General features: G+C 68.0%; 16 protein-coding genes. 15 read left to right on the top strand and 1 reads right to left on the bottom strand.

Annotation, left to right across the window (positions count from 1 at the left end):
- Positions 1–59 precede the first annotated feature (59 nt).
- A complete protein-coding gene (locus AC1DCJ_RS10745; RefSeq protein ID WP_137190125.1) occupies positions 60–692 on the top strand; it encodes a hypothetical protein in 633 nt (210 codons plus the stop codon).
- A 186-nt stretch (positions 693–878) separates the two neighbouring features.
- On the opposite strand, the gene AC1DCJ_RS10740 is transcribed toward AC1DCJ_RS10745, so the two are convergent.
- On the bottom strand, positions 879–1,568 hold the full coding sequence (locus AC1DCJ_RS10740; protein WP_478070980.1) for a DUF3011 domain-containing protein: 690 nt from the start codon (positions 1,566–1,568) through the stop codon (positions 879–881).
- Positions 1,569–2,013: 445 nt separating this feature from the next.
- Here AC1DCJ_RS10740 and aspS point away from each other — a divergent pair, with 445 nt between their 5' ends.
- The 14 genes from aspS to AC1DCJ_RS10670 all read left to right on the top strand — a co-directional run bounded on the left by aspS (position 2,014) and on the right by AC1DCJ_RS10670 (position 14,255).
- Positions 2,014–3,765: an aspartate--tRNA ligase gene (aspS, locus tag AC1DCJ_RS10735; RefSeq protein ID WP_038686697.1), complete on the top strand. Its 1,752-nt coding sequence runs from the start codon at positions 2,014–2,016 to the stop codon at positions 3,763–3,765.
- A gap of 60 nt (positions 3,766–3,825) precedes the next feature.
- Positions 3,826–4,170: a DNA primase gene (locus tag AC1DCJ_RS10730; protein ID WP_478070914.1), complete on the top strand. Its 345-nt coding sequence runs from the start codon at positions 3,826–3,828 to the stop codon at positions 4,168–4,170.
- A 20-nt stretch (positions 4,171–4,190) separates the two neighbouring features.
- Positions 4,191–4,715, top strand: a complete 525-nt coding sequence (locus tag AC1DCJ_RS10725; RefSeq protein WP_141057538.1) for a GNAT family N-acetyltransferase — start codon at positions 4,191–4,193, stop codon at positions 4,713–4,715.
- Positions 4,716–4,841: 126 nt separating this feature from the next.
- Entirely contained in the window at positions 4,842–5,474 is a 633-nt protein-coding gene (locus AC1DCJ_RS10720) for an esterase/lipase family protein (protein ID WP_038686702.1), read from the top strand.
- A 93-nt stretch (positions 5,475–5,567) separates the two neighbouring features.
- Positions 5,568–6,299 carry a YebC/PmpR family DNA-binding transcriptional regulator gene (locus AC1DCJ_RS10715; RefSeq protein ID WP_038686704.1) on the top strand — a complete coding sequence of 244 codons (732 nt, stop codon included), beginning with the start codon at positions 5,568–5,570 and terminating at the stop codon, positions 6,297–6,299.
- Between the two features lie 129 nt (positions 6,300–6,428).
- Complete coding sequence (ruvC, locus tag AC1DCJ_RS10710; protein ID WP_038686707.1) at positions 6,429–6,950, top strand: crossover junction endodeoxyribonuclease RuvC; 522 nt, start codon at positions 6,429–6,431, stop codon at positions 6,948–6,950.
- Between the two features lie 10 nt (positions 6,951–6,960).
- Positions 6,961–7,551: a Holliday junction branch migration protein RuvA gene (ruvA, locus tag AC1DCJ_RS10705; RefSeq protein WP_038686709.1), complete on the top strand. Its 591-nt coding sequence runs from the start codon at positions 6,961–6,963 to the stop codon at positions 7,549–7,551.
- Between the two features lie 49 nt (positions 7,552–7,600).
- Positions 7,601–9,520 carry a potassium transporter Kup gene (locus AC1DCJ_RS10700; protein WP_038686710.1) on the top strand — a complete coding sequence of 640 codons (1,920 nt, stop codon included), beginning with the start codon at positions 7,601–7,603 and terminating at the stop codon, positions 9,518–9,520.
- Positions 9,521–10,090: 570 nt separating this feature from the next.
- Positions 10,091–11,131, top strand: a complete 1,041-nt coding sequence (gene ruvB, locus AC1DCJ_RS10695; RefSeq protein ID WP_038686712.1) for a Holliday junction branch migration DNA helicase RuvB — start codon at positions 10,091–10,093, stop codon at positions 11,129–11,131.
- Positions 11,121–11,552: a tol-pal system-associated acyl-CoA thioesterase gene (gene ybgC, locus AC1DCJ_RS10690; protein WP_314404912.1), complete on the top strand. Its 432-nt coding sequence runs from the start codon at positions 11,121–11,123 to the stop codon at positions 11,550–11,552. Before ruvB ends, ybgC begins: the two co-directional genes overlap by 11 nt.
- Before the next feature lie 10 nt (positions 11,553–11,562).
- Positions 11,563–12,342 (top strand): protein TolQ, encoded by a 780-nt coding sequence (gene tolQ, locus AC1DCJ_RS10685; RefSeq protein ID WP_137190120.1) that lies wholly within the window; start codon positions 11,563–11,565, stop codon positions 12,340–12,342.
- Positions 12,343–12,366: 24 nt separating this feature from the next.
- The gene (gene tolR / locus AC1DCJ_RS10680; RefSeq protein WP_478070913.1) at positions 12,367–12,795 is read left to right on the top strand and encodes a protein TolR; all 429 of its coding nucleotides are present in this window, start codon (positions 12,367–12,369) and stop codon (positions 12,793–12,795) included.
- Positions 12,785–13,843, top strand: a complete 1,059-nt coding sequence (gene tolA / locus AC1DCJ_RS10675) for a cell envelope integrity protein TolA (RefSeq protein ID WP_313245222.1) — start codon at positions 12,785–12,787, stop codon at positions 13,841–13,843. The genes tolR and tolA overlap by 11 nt, the downstream gene beginning before the upstream one ends.
- Before the next feature lie 43 nt (positions 13,844–13,886).
- Complete coding sequence (locus AC1DCJ_RS10670; RefSeq protein WP_313245223.1) at positions 13,887–14,255, top strand: TonB C-terminal domain-containing protein; 369 nt, start codon at positions 13,887–13,889, stop codon at positions 14,253–14,255.
- Positions 14,256–14,367 lie beyond the last annotated feature (112 nt).

Raw genomic sequence — 14,367 nt, 5'->3', positions numbered from 1 at the left:
CTGGTTGCAGCCACGCCCGCGCGTTTGCACTGCCTGTGCATGCAGGCTAGGGTAGGGCGATGAATGTTCCCAACGTTGTTGCACCGCTCGCCATTGCGTTGTTGCTCGCCGCCTGCGGTGGGCGGCAGGACAGCGTGGCCCACGACGTGGCCAATGCACCGGCCGATGCGTTCCTTGCCGCGGTCGCCGCCCATTGCGGCAAGGCGTACGAAGGCAAGGTGATTGCCAACGAACCGCGCACCGATGCACCCGACCCCTTCGAGGGCAAGCGGCTGGTGATGCACGTGCGCGGGTGCGACGACCCCGCACACGGGCTACGCATTCCGTTCCATGTCGGCGACGATCATTCGCGTACCTGGGTGATCAGCCGCACCGAGACCGGCCTGCGCCTGAAGCACGATCACCGCCACCAGGATGGCAGCCCCGATGCGGTGACGATGTACGGCGGCGACAGCAAGCCACCGGGCACCGCGCAGCGCCAGAGCTTCCCGGTGGACGCCGACTCGGTGGCGATGTTCCGCAAGGCCGACATGCTGCCGTCGGTGCACAACACCTGGGCGATGGACATCGAGCCGGACCAGCGCTTCATCTACGAACTCACCCGCCCGGGCGGTCGCCGCTTCCAGGTCGAGTTCGACCTCAGCAAGCCAGTGGCGCTGCCGCCCGCGCCCTGGGGCAGCAGCACCCCGTAGAGCGGGGCTCTGCCCCGCTGCGGTTCGCGCACCTGCCACGGGTTCATGACGTTGCCGGCCAGCGGCCGGCACTACCGTTTCCTGATCCAGGCCGGGTAGAGCGGGGCTCTGCCCCGCTGCCGTTCGCGCATCTGCCACGGGTTCACGAGGTTGCCGGCCAGCGGCCGGCATTACCCGTTGCTGCGTCTACCGCACCCCGAACCGGGCGCGGCAACCGTTGCTGACCCACAGGCTGCTGTTGGTGTAGCCCCAGCTGCGGCCTTCCACGCAGGCGCTGCCGGACAGCTGCTGCTGCAGCACCGGGCGGCCCTGGCGGGCGTCCCAGGCGCAGGTCTGCTGGCGGTTGCTGTTGCTGCTGCAGGTCACGCTGTAATTGGAGTTGCCGCCGCCGTTACCGCCGCCGCCCCAGCCACCCCGGGCCTCGGCGAACTCGCCGCGGCAACCGCGGTTGACCCAGACCGCGCCATTGCGCACGCCCCAGGTCTGGCCTTCCACGCAGGCCGAGCCCGAGATCTGCCGGACCAGGGTGGCGTTGCGCCAGCCGGTGTTGCAGCTGCGCTCGCGGTTGTCCTGGCTTTCGCAGCGGATGGTGCCGCCGGTGCCGCCGCCGCCGCCGCCCCAGTTGCCGCCGTTGCCACGCCCTTCGACGAACTCGGCGCGGCAACCGCCGGTGACCCACACGGTGCCGTTGCGCGAGCCCCAGGTGCGCCCTTCCTGGCAGGCCGAGCCGGAGATCTGCCGCGACAGCTGGGCACTGCGCCAGCCGGTGTTGCAGACCCGCTCGCGGTTGTTCTGGCTCTCGCAGCGCACCGTGCCGCCGTTGTTGCCCCCGCCGCCGCCGCTGCCGCGCAACGAGGTGGCGATGTCCTGCTTGATCCGCGAGAAGCCCCAGCCCGAATTGACCTGGGCCAGGTAGAAGCGCAGCTGGTCGTCGGGAATGCGGCGGCCATTGGACTGATCGGCGTATTCCTGGGTGATCACCCGCGAGCGGTCGCTGGAGGACAGCTGCGACAGGTTCTCGGGGGCATAGGCGCGGGTACTCATCTGGGCCTGGGCGGCCGGGGCGCTACAGCCCAGCGCCAGGGCCAGGCAGACAACGGTGAGGCGACGGTTCATGGCGACATCCCCTTGCGGTCGTTGGTGCGCGGACTATAGGAACGGGCCGGGTTCACGGCGCGTGATGCCCGCCAGGCGGGCCGTTGGGGGCCGGCCGGGCAGGGGGCGGGCCACGGCCCATTTGCCCCGGCGCAGGCTACGCCGCAGAATAAAGGGCTGTCCGGCGCAACCTGGTGCCGGCATTCTCCTGCGGAGCTTTACCCCCATGCGTACCCACTTCTGTGGCCTGGTCGATGAGACCCTGATTGGCCAAACCGTTACCCTCGCCGGCTGGACCGACGTTGCCCGCAACCAGGGCGGCGTGTGCTTCATCGATCTGCGCGATCATGAAGGCATCGTGCAGGTGACGGTGGAAGTCGACAACGCGGCCGTGTTCGCCGTGGCCGCCAGCCTGGGCTACGAGGACGTGTTGCAGGTGGAAGGCGTGGTGCGCGCGCGTCATGCGGTCAACGACAAGATCCGCACCGGCAAGGTGGAAGTGATCGCCACGGCCATCACCATCCTCAACAAGGCCGAGCCGCTGCCGTTCCACGCCCACGAGAACCCGGGCGAGGAAACCCGCCTGAAGTACCGTTACCTGGACCTGCGCCGCCCGGAAATGCAGCGCATGCAGCGCACCCGCATCAAGCTGGTGCAGGCGCTGCGCCGCCACCTGGACGCCACCGGCTTCCAGGACATCGAAACACCGATCCTGACCAAGGCCACCCCGGAAGGCGCTCGCGACTTCCTGGTGCCCGCGCGCATGCACCCGGGCGAGTTCTACGCCCTGCCGCAGAGCCCGCAGCTGTTCAAGCAGATCCTGATGGTGGCCGGCTTCGACCGCTACTACCAGATCGCGCGCTGCTTCCGCGACGAGGCCCTGCGTGCCGACCGCCAGCTGGAATTCACCCAGCTGGACATGGAGTTCGCCTTCGTGCGCGAGCGCGACGTGCAGGACTTCGTCGAAGACATGATCCGCGCCATCTTCAAGGAAGTGGTGGACGTGGAGCTGGCCGCCAGCTTCCCGCGCCTGACCTGGGCCGAGGCGATGCGTCGCTTCGGGTCGGACAAGCCGGACCTGCGCATCGCGCTGGAGCTGGTGGACGTGGCCGAACTGGTCAAGACCAGTGAGTTCCCGGTGTTCACCGCCGCCGCCAATGATGCCGACGGCCGTGTGGCCGCGCTGCGCATCCCCGGCGGTGCCACGCTGAGCCGCAAGCAGATCGACGAGTACGCCGCGCATGCCGCCAAGTACGGCGCCAAGGGCCTGGCCTACATCAAGATCGGCGACACCGGTGAAGTCAGCTCGCCGATCGCCAAGTTCTTCAGCGAAGAGGCCTTCGCCGCGCTGGTGGCCCACGTGGGCGCCGGCAACGGCGACATCGTGTTCTTCGGCGCCGGTGGCTACAACAAGGTCTCCGACTTCATGGGCGCCCTGCGCCTGAAGGCCGGCAAGGACTTCAACCTGGTTGCCGCCGGCTGGGCACCGCTGTGGGTCACCGATTTCCCGATGTTCGAGTACGACGACGAAGCCCAGCGCTACGTCGCCCTGCATCACCCCTTCACCGCCCCGGCGGTGGACGACATCGCCGACCTGCGCGCCAACGCCAAGACCGCCGTGTCGCGCGGCTATGACATGGTGCTCAACGGCAACGAGATCGGCGGCGGTTCGATCCGTATCCACCGCTCGGACATGCAGAGCACGGTGTTCGACCTGCTGGGCATCGGTGCCGAAGAGGCCGAGGCCAAGTTCGGCTTCCTGCTCGACGCACTGCGCTTCGGCGCGCCGCCGCACGGTGGCATCGCCTTCGGCATCGACCGCATCGCCGCGCTGATGGCCGGCACCGAGTCGATCCGCGACGTCATTCCGTTCCCGAAGACCACCGGCGCGCAGTGCCTGATGACCGGCGCCCCGTCGCCGATCCCAGACGAGCAGCTGGCCGAAGTGCACATCCAGGTTCGCCCGCGCAAGGCCTGACCCGCCAACGTAGTGCCGGGCTCTGCCCGGCACGCCCCACCGAACCCCGGAGATCCTGCAATGAGCGAATTCGCGTTTTCGTTGGAATGGGAAAAGCTGGGCAATGAAGGCACCGACGCCGCCCTGGTGACCGAACGCGCGCGCGTGTTCGGTGGCTGGCTGGTGCGCGTCGGCACCAGCCCCGCCGCGATGGCCCTGACCTTCGTGCATGACGGCGAAGGTCGCTGGGATGGCGAGGACTTCGGCGTGGAAGACTACGAAGAAGACGAAGACGACCTCGACGAGGACGACGACGAGGAAGAGGAAGAAGAAGGCGAAGAGGACGAGGAAGAGTACGAGGACGAGGACGAGGAAGAAGAGGAGGGCGACGAGGAAGAAGACGCTCCCCACGGAGCGCAGGCCTGAGGCCTGCCCGGACGCCCGCCATGTACACCATCCGCCGTGCCACCGTTGACGATGCACCGACCCTGTCGGTGCTGGCCACGCGTACCTTCGTGGAAACCTTCGGCCACCTCTATCCTGCGCAGGACCTGCAGGATTTCCTCGACGAGGCCTACGCGGTCGACCGCCAGCACATCATCCTGGCCCACCCGGACTACGCGGTGTGGCTGCTGGAACGGGACGGCGTGGCCGTTGGCCATGCCGCGGCCGGCCCCTGCGGCCTGCCGCACCCGGACGTGCAGCCGGGCGATCGCGAACTCAAGCGCCTGTACCTGATCAAGGACGAACAGAGCTGCGGCTGGGGCAGCCGGCTGTTGGAAACGGCGCTGGACTGGCTCGAACGCGACGGCCCGCGCACGCTGTGGCTGGGCGTGTGGTCGGAGAACTTCGGCGCGCAGCGTTTTTACGCCCGCTACGGCTTCAACAAGGTGGGTACCTACGAATTCCCGGTCGGCAGCGTGCGCGATCTGGAGTTCATCCTGCGCCGACCGGCCGGCCCGGCGCGCTGAGCACCCGGCCCGTTTCCTTCGCCATCGCACTGGACCGCAACGGCTTCACCCGCCGTTGCACGGTCTATTCGTCTAATGGCCGTGTTTTCTCCCGCAGGTCCCAAGCCAACCGGCTAGGCTGAGTGCATGAATCCCCCTGTTTTATTGCTTCACGGCATCTGGAATGCCCGCGCCTGGGTTGGCCCGCTGGCCTGGCGCCTGCGCGCGCGTGGCTTCAGCGTGGACACCTTCGGCTATTCCAGCGTCTTCGGCGGTCCCGACGTGGCGGTGCCGCAACTGTTGGAACGGCTCAAGGACAGCGGCCCGGTGTCGCTGGTCGGGCATAGCCTGGGCGGGCTGGTGGCGCTGGAAGCGTTGCGCCAGCAGCCGGACCTGCCGGTGTCGCGGGTGGTCTGCCTGGGTTCGCCGTTGCGCGGCAGCGGCACCGCCCGGTCGCTGGCCGAGCATGGCTGGTCGCTGGCGCTCGGCCGCAGCAGCGACCTGCTGCTCGACGGCCTGCCGGCCTGGGAGGGCAGGGCGCAGGTGGGGTTGATTGCCGGCTCGGTCCCGCACGGCCTGGGCAGCTTGCTGGGCGCCATCGGCGAAGCCTCCGATGGCACCGTGGCGCTGGATGAGACCCACCTGCCGGGCCTGGCCGACCATTGCGTGGTTCCGGCCAGCCACAGCGGGCTGGTGTTTTCCCCCGAGGCCGCGCGCCAGACCGCCGCCTTCCTGCGCGATGGCCGCTTCCGGCCCGACCGCGCCGCCCACGCCGCCTGAGCCCGGGCGGCCCCCCGGCCACGACTAACACGGTCGCGGCGGGCGATCAGGTAGAATCCGCGCCCTGTTCCTCATGCAAGCACGGTAATACCCATGGGTAGAGGTCCCTCGATCGAGAACCGCAAAAACGCGTCCGACGCGAAGCGCGGCAAGATTTTCACCAAGATCATCCGCGAGATCGGCGTTGCCGCGCGCGGCGGTGGAGGGGACCCCAACAACAACCCGCGCCTGCGGGTTGCCATGGACAAGGGCCTGGCCTCGAACATGTCCAAGGACGTGATCGAGCGCGCCATCAAAAAGGCCACCGGCGAGCTGGAAGGCGTGGAATACGAAGAAATCCGCTACGAGGGCTATGCCCCCGGTGGCGTGGCCGTGATCGTGGACTGCCTGACCGACAACCGCGTGCGCACCGTGGCCGATGTCCGCCACGCGTTCAGCAAGTGCGGCGGCAACATGGGCACCGAAGGCTCGGTGGCCTTCATGTTCAAGCGCGTGGGCGTGCTGCATTTCGCCGCCGGCGCCGATGAAGAGACCATCACCGAGGCGGCCATCGAGGCCGGCGCGGACGACATCGTGGTGTACCCGGAAGACGGCGCGATCGACGTGTTGACCGCCGCCGACAGCTACCACGCGGTCAAGGACGCCATGGAAGCGGCCAAGCTGACCCCGGACCACGCCGAACTGACCTTCCGCGCCGACAACGACATCAAGGTCGAAGGCGACACCGCCCTGCAGGTCAAGAAGCTGCTGGACATGCTGGAAGACCTGGACGATGTGCAGGACGTGTTCTCCAACGCCGACCTCGGCGCGGACGCCTACGCCTGACCGGACGCGCTGCCGGTCGCCTTTGGCGACCGGTGGGCGGACAATGCGGACCATGATGACTCCCGCCGTTCCCTGCCATCGCCGCCGCACTGCTCCGTTCCGGGTCCTGCCCGGCCGCGTGCGTGCCGCATGACCCGCATCCTCGGCATCGACCCCGGTTCGCAACGCACCGGGGTGGGCATCATTGATGTGGATGCCACCGGCAAGGTCGTGCACGTGCACCACCTGCCGCTGGTGTTGCTGGGCGCCGACGATTTCCCGCAGCGCATGAAGCTGCTGGTGCTGGGCCTGAACGCCCTGGTCGAGGAATACCGCCCCGACGAAGTGGCGATCGAAAAAGTGTTCATGGCGCGCAACCCCGACTCGGCCCTGAAGCTGGGCCAGGCCCGCGGCGCGGCCATCTCGGCGGTGGTCATGCGCGACCTGCCGGTCAGCGAGTACGCGGCCACCGAAATCAAGCTGGCCGTGGTCGGCCGCGGTGGCGCGGAAAAACAACAGGTCCAACACATGGTCGGGCTCATGCTCAACCTGAAAACCAAGCTGCAGGCCGACGCCGCCGATGCGTTGGCCGTGGCCATCACCCACGCCCACGTACGGGCAACGGCGCAGCGCCTGGGCGTCAACGCCCGAATGGCCTGGAGCCGCAAATGAGGAAAGCTGCATGATTGGTCGTCTGCGCGGGATCGTGGCCTACAAGGCGCCGCCGTGGCTGCTCATCGACGTCAATGGCGTCGGTTACGAGCTGGAGGCGCCGATGAGCACCTTCTACGACCTGCCCGAGCTGGGCCGCGAGGTCACCCTGTTCACCCACTACGCGCAGAAGGAAGACAGCGTCTCGCTGTATGGCTTCCTGCGCGAGGGCGAGCGCCGCCTGTTCCGCGACGTGCAGAAGGTCAGCGGGATCGGCGCCAAGATCGCGCTGGCGGTGTTGTCGGGGGTGAGCGTGGACGAGTTCGCGCGCATGCTGCAGGCCGGTGACATCACCGCGCTGACCCGCATTCCTGGCATCGGCAAGAAAACCGCCGAGCGCATGGTGCTGGAGCTGCGCGACCGCGCGGCCAACTTCGGCGGGGGCGGCGCGCCCCTGGCCGGTGCCGCGCCGGCCACCGACCCGGTCTCCGAGGCCACGGTGGCCCTGCAGCAGCTGGGCTACAAGCCGGCCGAGGCCGCGCGCATGGCGCGCGATGCCAACGCCGAGGGCGACGATGTCGCCACCGTCATCCGCAAGGCCCTGCAGGCCGCGCTGCGCTGACCCGCGCGCTGCCTACTTCCTGATACCGACCGCGTCCGCCCGGAGCACCATGTCCACCTCTTCCACCCAGCACGACAACGGCCACGCCGCGCACGGCCACGCGCCGGCGGCCGGCGGCATGGCCCTGATGATCGGCGCCATCGGCGTGGTGTTCGGCGACATCGGCACCAGTCCGCTGTACACGTTGAAGGAAGCGTTCTCGCCGCATTACGGCCTCAACAGCGACCACGACACCGTCCTGGGCGTGCTGTCGCTGGCGTTCTGGGCGCTGAACATCGTGGTCACGCTCAAGTACGTCACCATCATCATGCGCGCCGACAACGAGGGCGAGGGCGGGATCATGGCGCTGATGGCGCTGACCCAGCGCACCCTGCGGCACGGCTCGCGCTCGGCCTACGTGGTGGGCATCCTGGGCATCTTCGGGGCCTCGCTGTTCTTCGGCGACGGGGTGATCACCCCGGCCATCTCCGTGCTGGGTGCGGTCGAAGGCCTGGAGGTCGCCGCGCCGGGGCTGCATGCGTTCATCGTGCCGATCACGGTGGTGGTGCTGCTGGCGGTGTTTGCGGTGCAGCGCTTTGGCACCGAGAAGATCGGCAAACTGTTCGGGCCGATCACCTCGATCTGGTTCATCTCGCTGGCCGCGATCGGCATCTGGAACATCGTCGATGCGCCGGAAGTGCTCAAGGCCTTCAACCCCATGTGGGCGCTGCGCTTCTTCATGGAGCACGGCTGGCACGGCATCTTCATCCTGGGCGCAGTGGTCCTGGCGGTCACCGGTGGCGAGGCGCTGTACGCCGACATGGGCCACTTCGGAGCCAAGCCGATCCGCCATGCGTGGTACTTCTTCGTGCTGCCGTGCCTGGTGCTGAACTACCTGGGGCAGGGCGCGCTGGTGCTCAACAACCCCGAGGCGGTGAAGAACCCGTTCTTCGAGGCCGTGCCCGACTGGGCGCTGTACCCGATGATCATCCTGGCCACCATGGCCGCGGTGATCGCCTCGCAGTCAGTGATCACCGGCGCCTTCTCGGTCTCGCGCCAGGCCATGCAGCTGGGCTACATCCCGCGCATGCGCATCACCCATACCTCGCACGACACCATCGGCCAGATCTACATCCCGGGCATCAACTGGGGCATCGCGGTGATGGTGATCGGGCTGGTGCTGGCCTTCCGCAGCTCGTCCAACCTGGCCGTGGCCTACGGCATCTCGGTGTCGGCGACCATGCTGATCGATACCCTGCTGCTGGCCCTGGTGGCCCGCGCGCTGTGGCCGACCTCGCGCTACTGGATCATCCCGTTGTGCGTGGTGTTCTTCATCATCGACCTGGGCTTTGTGATCGCCAACGGTGCCAAGCTGCTGCAGGGCGCCTGGTTCCCGGTGGTGCTGGGCATCGTGCTGTTCACCATGATGCGCACCTGGCGGCGTGGCCGCGAGCTGCTGCGTGATGAGATCCGCAAGGACGGCATCCGCATCGACACCTTCCTGCCCGGGCTGATGCTGGCCCCGCCGGTACGGGTGCCGGGCACCGCGGTGTTCCTCACCGCCGACCCCACCGTGGCCCCGCACGCGCTGATGCACAACCTCAAGCACAACAAGGTGCTCCACGAGCGCAACGTGTTCCTGCACGTGGTGACCCTGCCGGTGCCATACGCCCCGGAGGGCCAGCGCCTGAAGATCGAGTCGGTGGGCGATGAGTTCTACCGCATCTACGTACGCTTCGGCTTCATGGAAACCCCGGACGTGCCGCTGGCGCTGATGCGCTCGTGCGACCACGGCGGGATCTATTTCGACCCGATGGACACCACCTTCTTCGCCAGCCGCGAGACCATCGTGGCCACCGCCAACCGGGGCATGCCGATCTGGCGCGACAAGCTGTTCGCGCTGATGCACCGCAATGCCGCCCCGGCGACCGGGTTCTTCCGGATTCCAGGCAACCGCCTCGTGGAGCTTGGGGCGCAGGTGGAGATCTGACTGCGTCAGATCTCCACCTGCGGCCCAAGGTTTGCTTCGCAAATCTTGGGACCCGGGCGCATTCCACCTGATCCCCCCGCCTTCGGCGCGCCCCCTTGAAACGCAGTCGCCGTTGGCGCCGGCGTTCCGCGCATTCCACCTGATCCCCCCACCTTCGGTGCGCCCCCTTGAACACCAAGGGGGCTCTCCTCCAGACGCTCGGCGCGAGCTGTGGACGAAGATGTCACGGGGTTGCTTGCCTGGCGGCGCACGGAATCTTGGCGAAGGCGGGGTGGGTCCGGTTGCGGGGGCGTGAGCCGCATGGGTCAGGCGCATGCGCCTGACGGGTAGGGCAGGAGCCTTACCCAGGGCTTGCCGTGTGTGCAGGACAGCACGCACGAGCAAGCGGCGACCGAGCTTACAGGGACGTACTTGCAGCGTCCCCCGCAGCCGGACCCACCCCGCCGTCTCCCAGTACGTCGGCTGCTGCCTTGGCTGTTGCCGGGCAGAGCCCGGCGCTACGCGTGGAGCCGGCCAGCGGCCGGCACTACCGGGGCGCGGATCGCGCCCCTTTTGCCGCATAATTGCCGCATGACAGACGACCGCATCATCGGTGCCGGTGCCACCCGTGAAGACGAGGGCACCGACGCCAGCATCCGCCCCAAGCGCATGGCCGACTACCTGGGCCAGGCGCCGGTGCGCGAGCAGCTGTCGATCTATATCGAAGCGACCAAGGCCCGTGGCGACGCGCTCGACCACGTCCTGATCTTCGGTCCGCCCGGGCTGGGCAAGACCACCCTGAGCCACGTGATCGCCAACGAGCTGGGCGTGGCCCTGCGGGTCACCTCCGGCCCGGTGATCGAAAAGGCCGGCGACCTGGCCGCGCTGCTGACCAACCTGCAGCCGCACGACGTCCTGTTCATCGACGAAATCCACCGCCTCTCGCCCGTGGTCGAGGAAGTGCTGTACCCGGCGATGGAAGATTTCCAGATCGACATCATGATCGGCGAGGGCCCCGCGGCCCGCTCGATCAAGATCGACCTGCCGCCGTTCACCCTGATCGGGGCCACCACCCGTGCCGGGCTGCTGACCGCGCCGCTGCGCGACCGCTTCGGCATCGTGCACCGGCTGGAGTTCTACACCCCGGAAGAGCTGACCAAAATCGTCCGTCGCTCGGCCGCCATCCTCAACATCGACTGCACCGCCGAAGGCGCGGCCGAAATCGCGCGGCGCTCGCGCGGCACCCCGCGTATCGCCAACCGCCTGCTGCGCCGCGTGCGCGACTACGCCCAGGTCAAGGCCGCCGGGCATATCGACCAGGACGTGGCGCAGGCGGCCATGCAGATGCTCAAGGTGGACCCGGAAGGCTTCGACGAGCTGGACCGGCGCATGCTGCGGACCATGGTCGACTACTTCGATGGTGGCCCGGTGGGCATCGAGTCGCTGGCTGCCGCCCTGTCCGAAGAACGCGGCACGCTGGAAGACGTGGTCGAGCCCTACCTGATCCAGCAGGGCTTCCTGATCCGCACCGCGCGCGGCCGCATGTGCACCCACAAGGCCTACCGGCACATGGGGCTCAAGCCGAAAAACCCGCCGGCCGACCTGTTTGCCGAGGCCATCGATGGCAATTGATCCCCGGTTCAGTTGGCCGACACGCATATATTGGGAAGATACCGACGCTGGCGGCGTGGTCTACCACGCACGCTACGTGGCCTTCATGGAGCGGGCACGGACCGAATGGATGCGGGCATTGGGCTTTGGCCAGGAGCGCACGCGCACCGACCATGGCCTGGTATTCGCGGTCCGCGCGATGACCATGGACTTCCTCAGGCCGGCGCGGCTGGACGATGCGCTGGAGGTGACCGCCACGCTGGTGCAGTGCAAGCGCGCCAGCATGGTGTTCGACCAGCGCGTGTGTCGCGGCGATGAAACGCTGCTGACCGCCCAGGTCAGGATCGCGGCATTGGATGCCTCCACTTTCAAACCGCGCGGCATGGACGATGTCCTCCTTGCCGCATTGAAACCCTACGAACTTCAAGTATCCGCACAGTGAGGAACAACGGATGATCGCAATGCTCCTGGCCCTGCAGGCCACGGTGACCGAGGCGCTGCCGCAGGAAGTGACCAGTGCTGCGGCGCAGACGGTTGCGCAGGCCGCGCATGGCGGTGGCATCAATTACCTGGACCTGATGATCAAGGCCAGCCTGCCGGTGAAGATCATCGTGCTGCTGCTGCTGGCCGGGTCGTTCATCAGCTGGGTGATCATCTTCCGCAAGGCGCGCGTGTTCAACGCCGCCAACCGCGAAGCCGACGAGTTCGAAAGCCGCTTCTGGTCCGGCGCCGACCTGGGCAAGCTGTACAGCTCGGCCACCGACCGCAACCGCAAGGTGGGCGGCCTGGAAGCGATCTTCGAAGCCGGCTTCCGCGAGTTCACCCGCCTGCGCGACAAGCGCCGGCTGGACGGTCGCGCACAGCTCGAAGGTGCCCAGCGCGCCATGCGCACCACCTACACCCGCGAAGTGGACCAGATGGAACGCAGCCTGGAGCTGCTGGCCAACATCGGTTCGACCGCCCCGTACGTGGGCCTGGTCGGCACCGTGTTCGGCATCATGGTGACCATGCACGACATGATCAACAGCGGTGAGCAGGCCGGAATCGCCTCGGTGGCCCCGGGCATCTCCGAAGCCCTGTTCGCCACCGCCATCGGCCTGTTCGTGGCCATTCCGGCGGTGTGGGCCTACAACCGCTTCACCACCCGCGTGGAGCGCATGTCGGTCCGTTTTGAAACCTTCGCAGAAGAGTTCAGCTCGATCCTGCAGCGCCAGAGCGCCGGCGACGAGTAAGCGCCCCGCACCAAGGACCCTGCCATGACTGCTGCCATCGGCCGCCGCAAGCGCCGCAAGCTCAAATCCGAAATCAACGTCGTGCCGTACATCGACGTCATGCTGGTGCTGCTGATCATCTTCATGGTCACCGCGCCGCTGCTGACGCTGAGCTTCGAAGTCGACCTGCCCAGCTCCCAGGCCAAGACCCTGGAAAGCAAGCAGGACCCGGTGATCGTGTCGGTGCGCCTGGACGGCCAGCTCAGCCTGAAGCTGCCCGATGCCAAGGAACCGGCCCCGATGGACCCCGGCCAGCTGCAGGCGCAGCTGGGCGCGTTGGCCGCGCAGGACAAGAACCTGCGCGTGATCGTGGCCGCCGACAAGGCCGTGGCCTATGAAAAGGTGGTCGCGGCGATGGACGTGATCAAGCGCGCCAACGTGGAAAAGGTGGGCCTGGCGACCGATGCACGCTGAAGCCCTGCCACCGCAGCGCCAGCCGGAAGAAAAGTGGGGTCTGCCGATCGCGCTGGCGCTTGGCGTGCACCTGCTGCTCGCGCTGGTGTTCATCGGCGCCTGGCTGTGGTCGCCGCAACGCACCACCGAGGCCGCCGCCGGCGACCCGGCGATCGAGGCCAGCCTGCAGTTGTCCGCGTCTGAGGCGGCCGCTGCGCGCCAGGCGCTGCGTGCCTCGGAAAAGCTGCCCGACCTGCCCGAACCGGTCGCCCAGCCCGAGCCCATTCCCGAAGACACCGTGCCGCCGCCGCAGCCGATCGAGGAGCCGCGCCCGCAGGACGCGCCCACCCCGCAGCAGCAACAGGCGCAGGAACGCGTGGCCCAGCCCGACAAGATCGACCAGGACGCGGTGAACGCGCTGGCGATCTCGGCCGAAAAGGCCAAGCAGGAACAGGAAGCCAAGCGCCGCCAGGAACAGATCGATCTGACCGAGCGCCAGCGCCAGGAGCAGGCCGAGCAGAAGCTGCGCCTGGCCAAACAGCAGGAAGAGGCCGAGAAGAAGAAGCTGGCCGAGCAGCAGCAGAAGGCCAACGACACCAAGGCCGAAGCCGAGCGCCAGCAGAAGATCGCCGAGATCCGGCGCAAGCGCGAGCAGGCCGAGAAGGAAGCCAAGCTGGCCGAGCAGAAGCTGCGCCAGGTCGCCGCCGCGCGCGCGGCCAGCGGTACCGCGGCGACCACCGGCGCGACTGGCGTGGCCAAGCCGGCGGCCGGCGCCGGCGGCACCAGCGACGACCTGCAGGCCAAGTACGCCGCCGCGATCCAGCAGAAGGTGCTGGCCTCGTGGACCCGCCCGGACAACGTCCCGTTCGGCCAGCGCTGCAAGATCGTCATCCAGCAGCTGCCCGGTGGCACCGTGAACAGCGCCAAGGTCAGCCCGGACTGCCCGTTCGACGAGGCTGGCCGCCGCTCGATCGAGGCCGCCGTGCTCAATGCCCAGCCGCTGCCGTACCGGGGCTTCGAGACGGTCTTCCAGCGCACCATCAACTTCACCTTCACCGCGCAGGACTGAGCCCGGGCCGTTGGCCCTGGGCCCTGCCTGCGCAGAGCGCCGCATGATGAAGATGCTTCCCTCGATCGCGATGGCCCTGCTGCTGTCCCTGCTGCTGCCGGCGCTGGCCCATGCCGCGCCGGTGCCGGGCCAGGTCAGCCTGCGCACCGCCTATGCGGTGGCGATCCGGGACCGGATCCTCGCGTCCTGGCTGCCCCCGCCCTCGATGACGTCGGGCCAGCACTGCCGGGTGGGCATCACCCAGCTGCCGGGTGGCAGGATCGTGAGCGTCAAGCTGGATGCGGCCTGCCAGTTCGATGCGGCCGGCAAGGCGGCGCTGGAGCGCGCGGTACTGCGCGCCCAGCCGCTGCCGTACAAAGGCTTCGAGGCCGTGTTCGACCGCAGCCTCAACATCGGTTTTACCGCGCCCTGATCCTTCAGCGGCGCTGGCAGGGATGCCGAGCGTTAACACAATGTGAGTTTTGGACCGCGGTGACTCTGCTTTCACGTCCCTTTGGTTCATGATTGCGAAACGGTTCACCGCC

The sequence above is a fragment of the Stenotrophomonas sp. 10N36 genome (assembly GCF_056395005.1).
Note: the sequence above shows the minus strand (reverse complement) of the source record. Positions and strands in the feature narration are given on the sequence as shown.

Excerpts from the sequence above, each read along its gene's own strand:
- AC1DCJ_RS10745 (WP_137190125.1), top strand. The coding sequence starts at position 60 with ATGAATGTTCCCAACGTTGTTGCACCGCTCGCCATTGCGTTGTTGCTC.
- AC1DCJ_RS10715 (WP_038686704.1), top strand. The coding sequence starts at position 5,568 with ATGGGTAGAGGTCCCTCGATCGAGAACCGCAAAAACGCGTCCGACGCG.
- tolQ (WP_137190120.1), top strand. The coding sequence starts at position 11,563 with ATGATCGCAATGCTCCTGGCCCTGCAGGCCACGGTGACCGAGGCGCTG.
- AC1DCJ_RS10720 (WP_038686702.1), top strand. The coding sequence starts at position 4,842 with ATGAATCCCCCTGTTTTATTGCTTCACGGCATCTGGAATGCCCGCGCC.
- tolR (WP_478070913.1), top strand. The coding sequence starts at position 12,367 with ATGACTGCTGCCATCGGCCGCCGCAAGCGCCGCAAGCTCAAATCCGAA.
- tolA (WP_313245222.1), top strand. The coding sequence starts at position 12,785 with ATGCACGCTGAAGCCCTGCCACCGCAGCGCCAGCCGGAAGAAAAGTGG.
- AC1DCJ_RS10700 (WP_038686710.1), top strand. The coding sequence starts at position 7,601 with ATGTCCACCTCTTCCACCCAGCACGACAACGGCCACGCCGCGCACGGC.
- AC1DCJ_RS10725 (WP_141057538.1), top strand. The coding sequence starts at position 4,191 with ATGTACACCATCCGCCGTGCCACCGTTGACGATGCACCGACCCTGTCG.
- AC1DCJ_RS10670 (WP_313245223.1), top strand. The coding sequence starts at position 13,887 with ATGATGAAGATGCTTCCCTCGATCGCGATGGCCCTGCTGCTGTCCCTG.
- ybgC (WP_314404912.1), top strand. The coding sequence starts at position 11,121 with ATGGCAATTGATCCCCGGTTCAGTTGGCCGACACGCATATATTGGGAA.
- ruvA (WP_038686709.1), top strand. The coding sequence starts at position 6,961 with ATGATTGGTCGTCTGCGCGGGATCGTGGCCTACAAGGCGCCGCCGTGG.
- AC1DCJ_RS10730 (WP_478070914.1), top strand. The coding sequence starts at position 3,826 with ATGAGCGAATTCGCGTTTTCGTTGGAATGGGAAAAGCTGGGCAATGAA.
- aspS (WP_038686697.1), top strand. The coding sequence starts at position 2,014 with ATGCGTACCCACTTCTGTGGCCTGGTCGATGAGACCCTGATTGGCCAA.
- ruvC (WP_038686707.1), top strand. The coding sequence starts at position 6,429 with ATGACCCGCATCCTCGGCATCGACCCCGGTTCGCAACGCACCGGGGTG.
- ruvB (WP_038686712.1), top strand. The coding sequence starts at position 10,091 with ATGACAGACGACCGCATCATCGGTGCCGGTGCCACCCGTGAAGACGAG.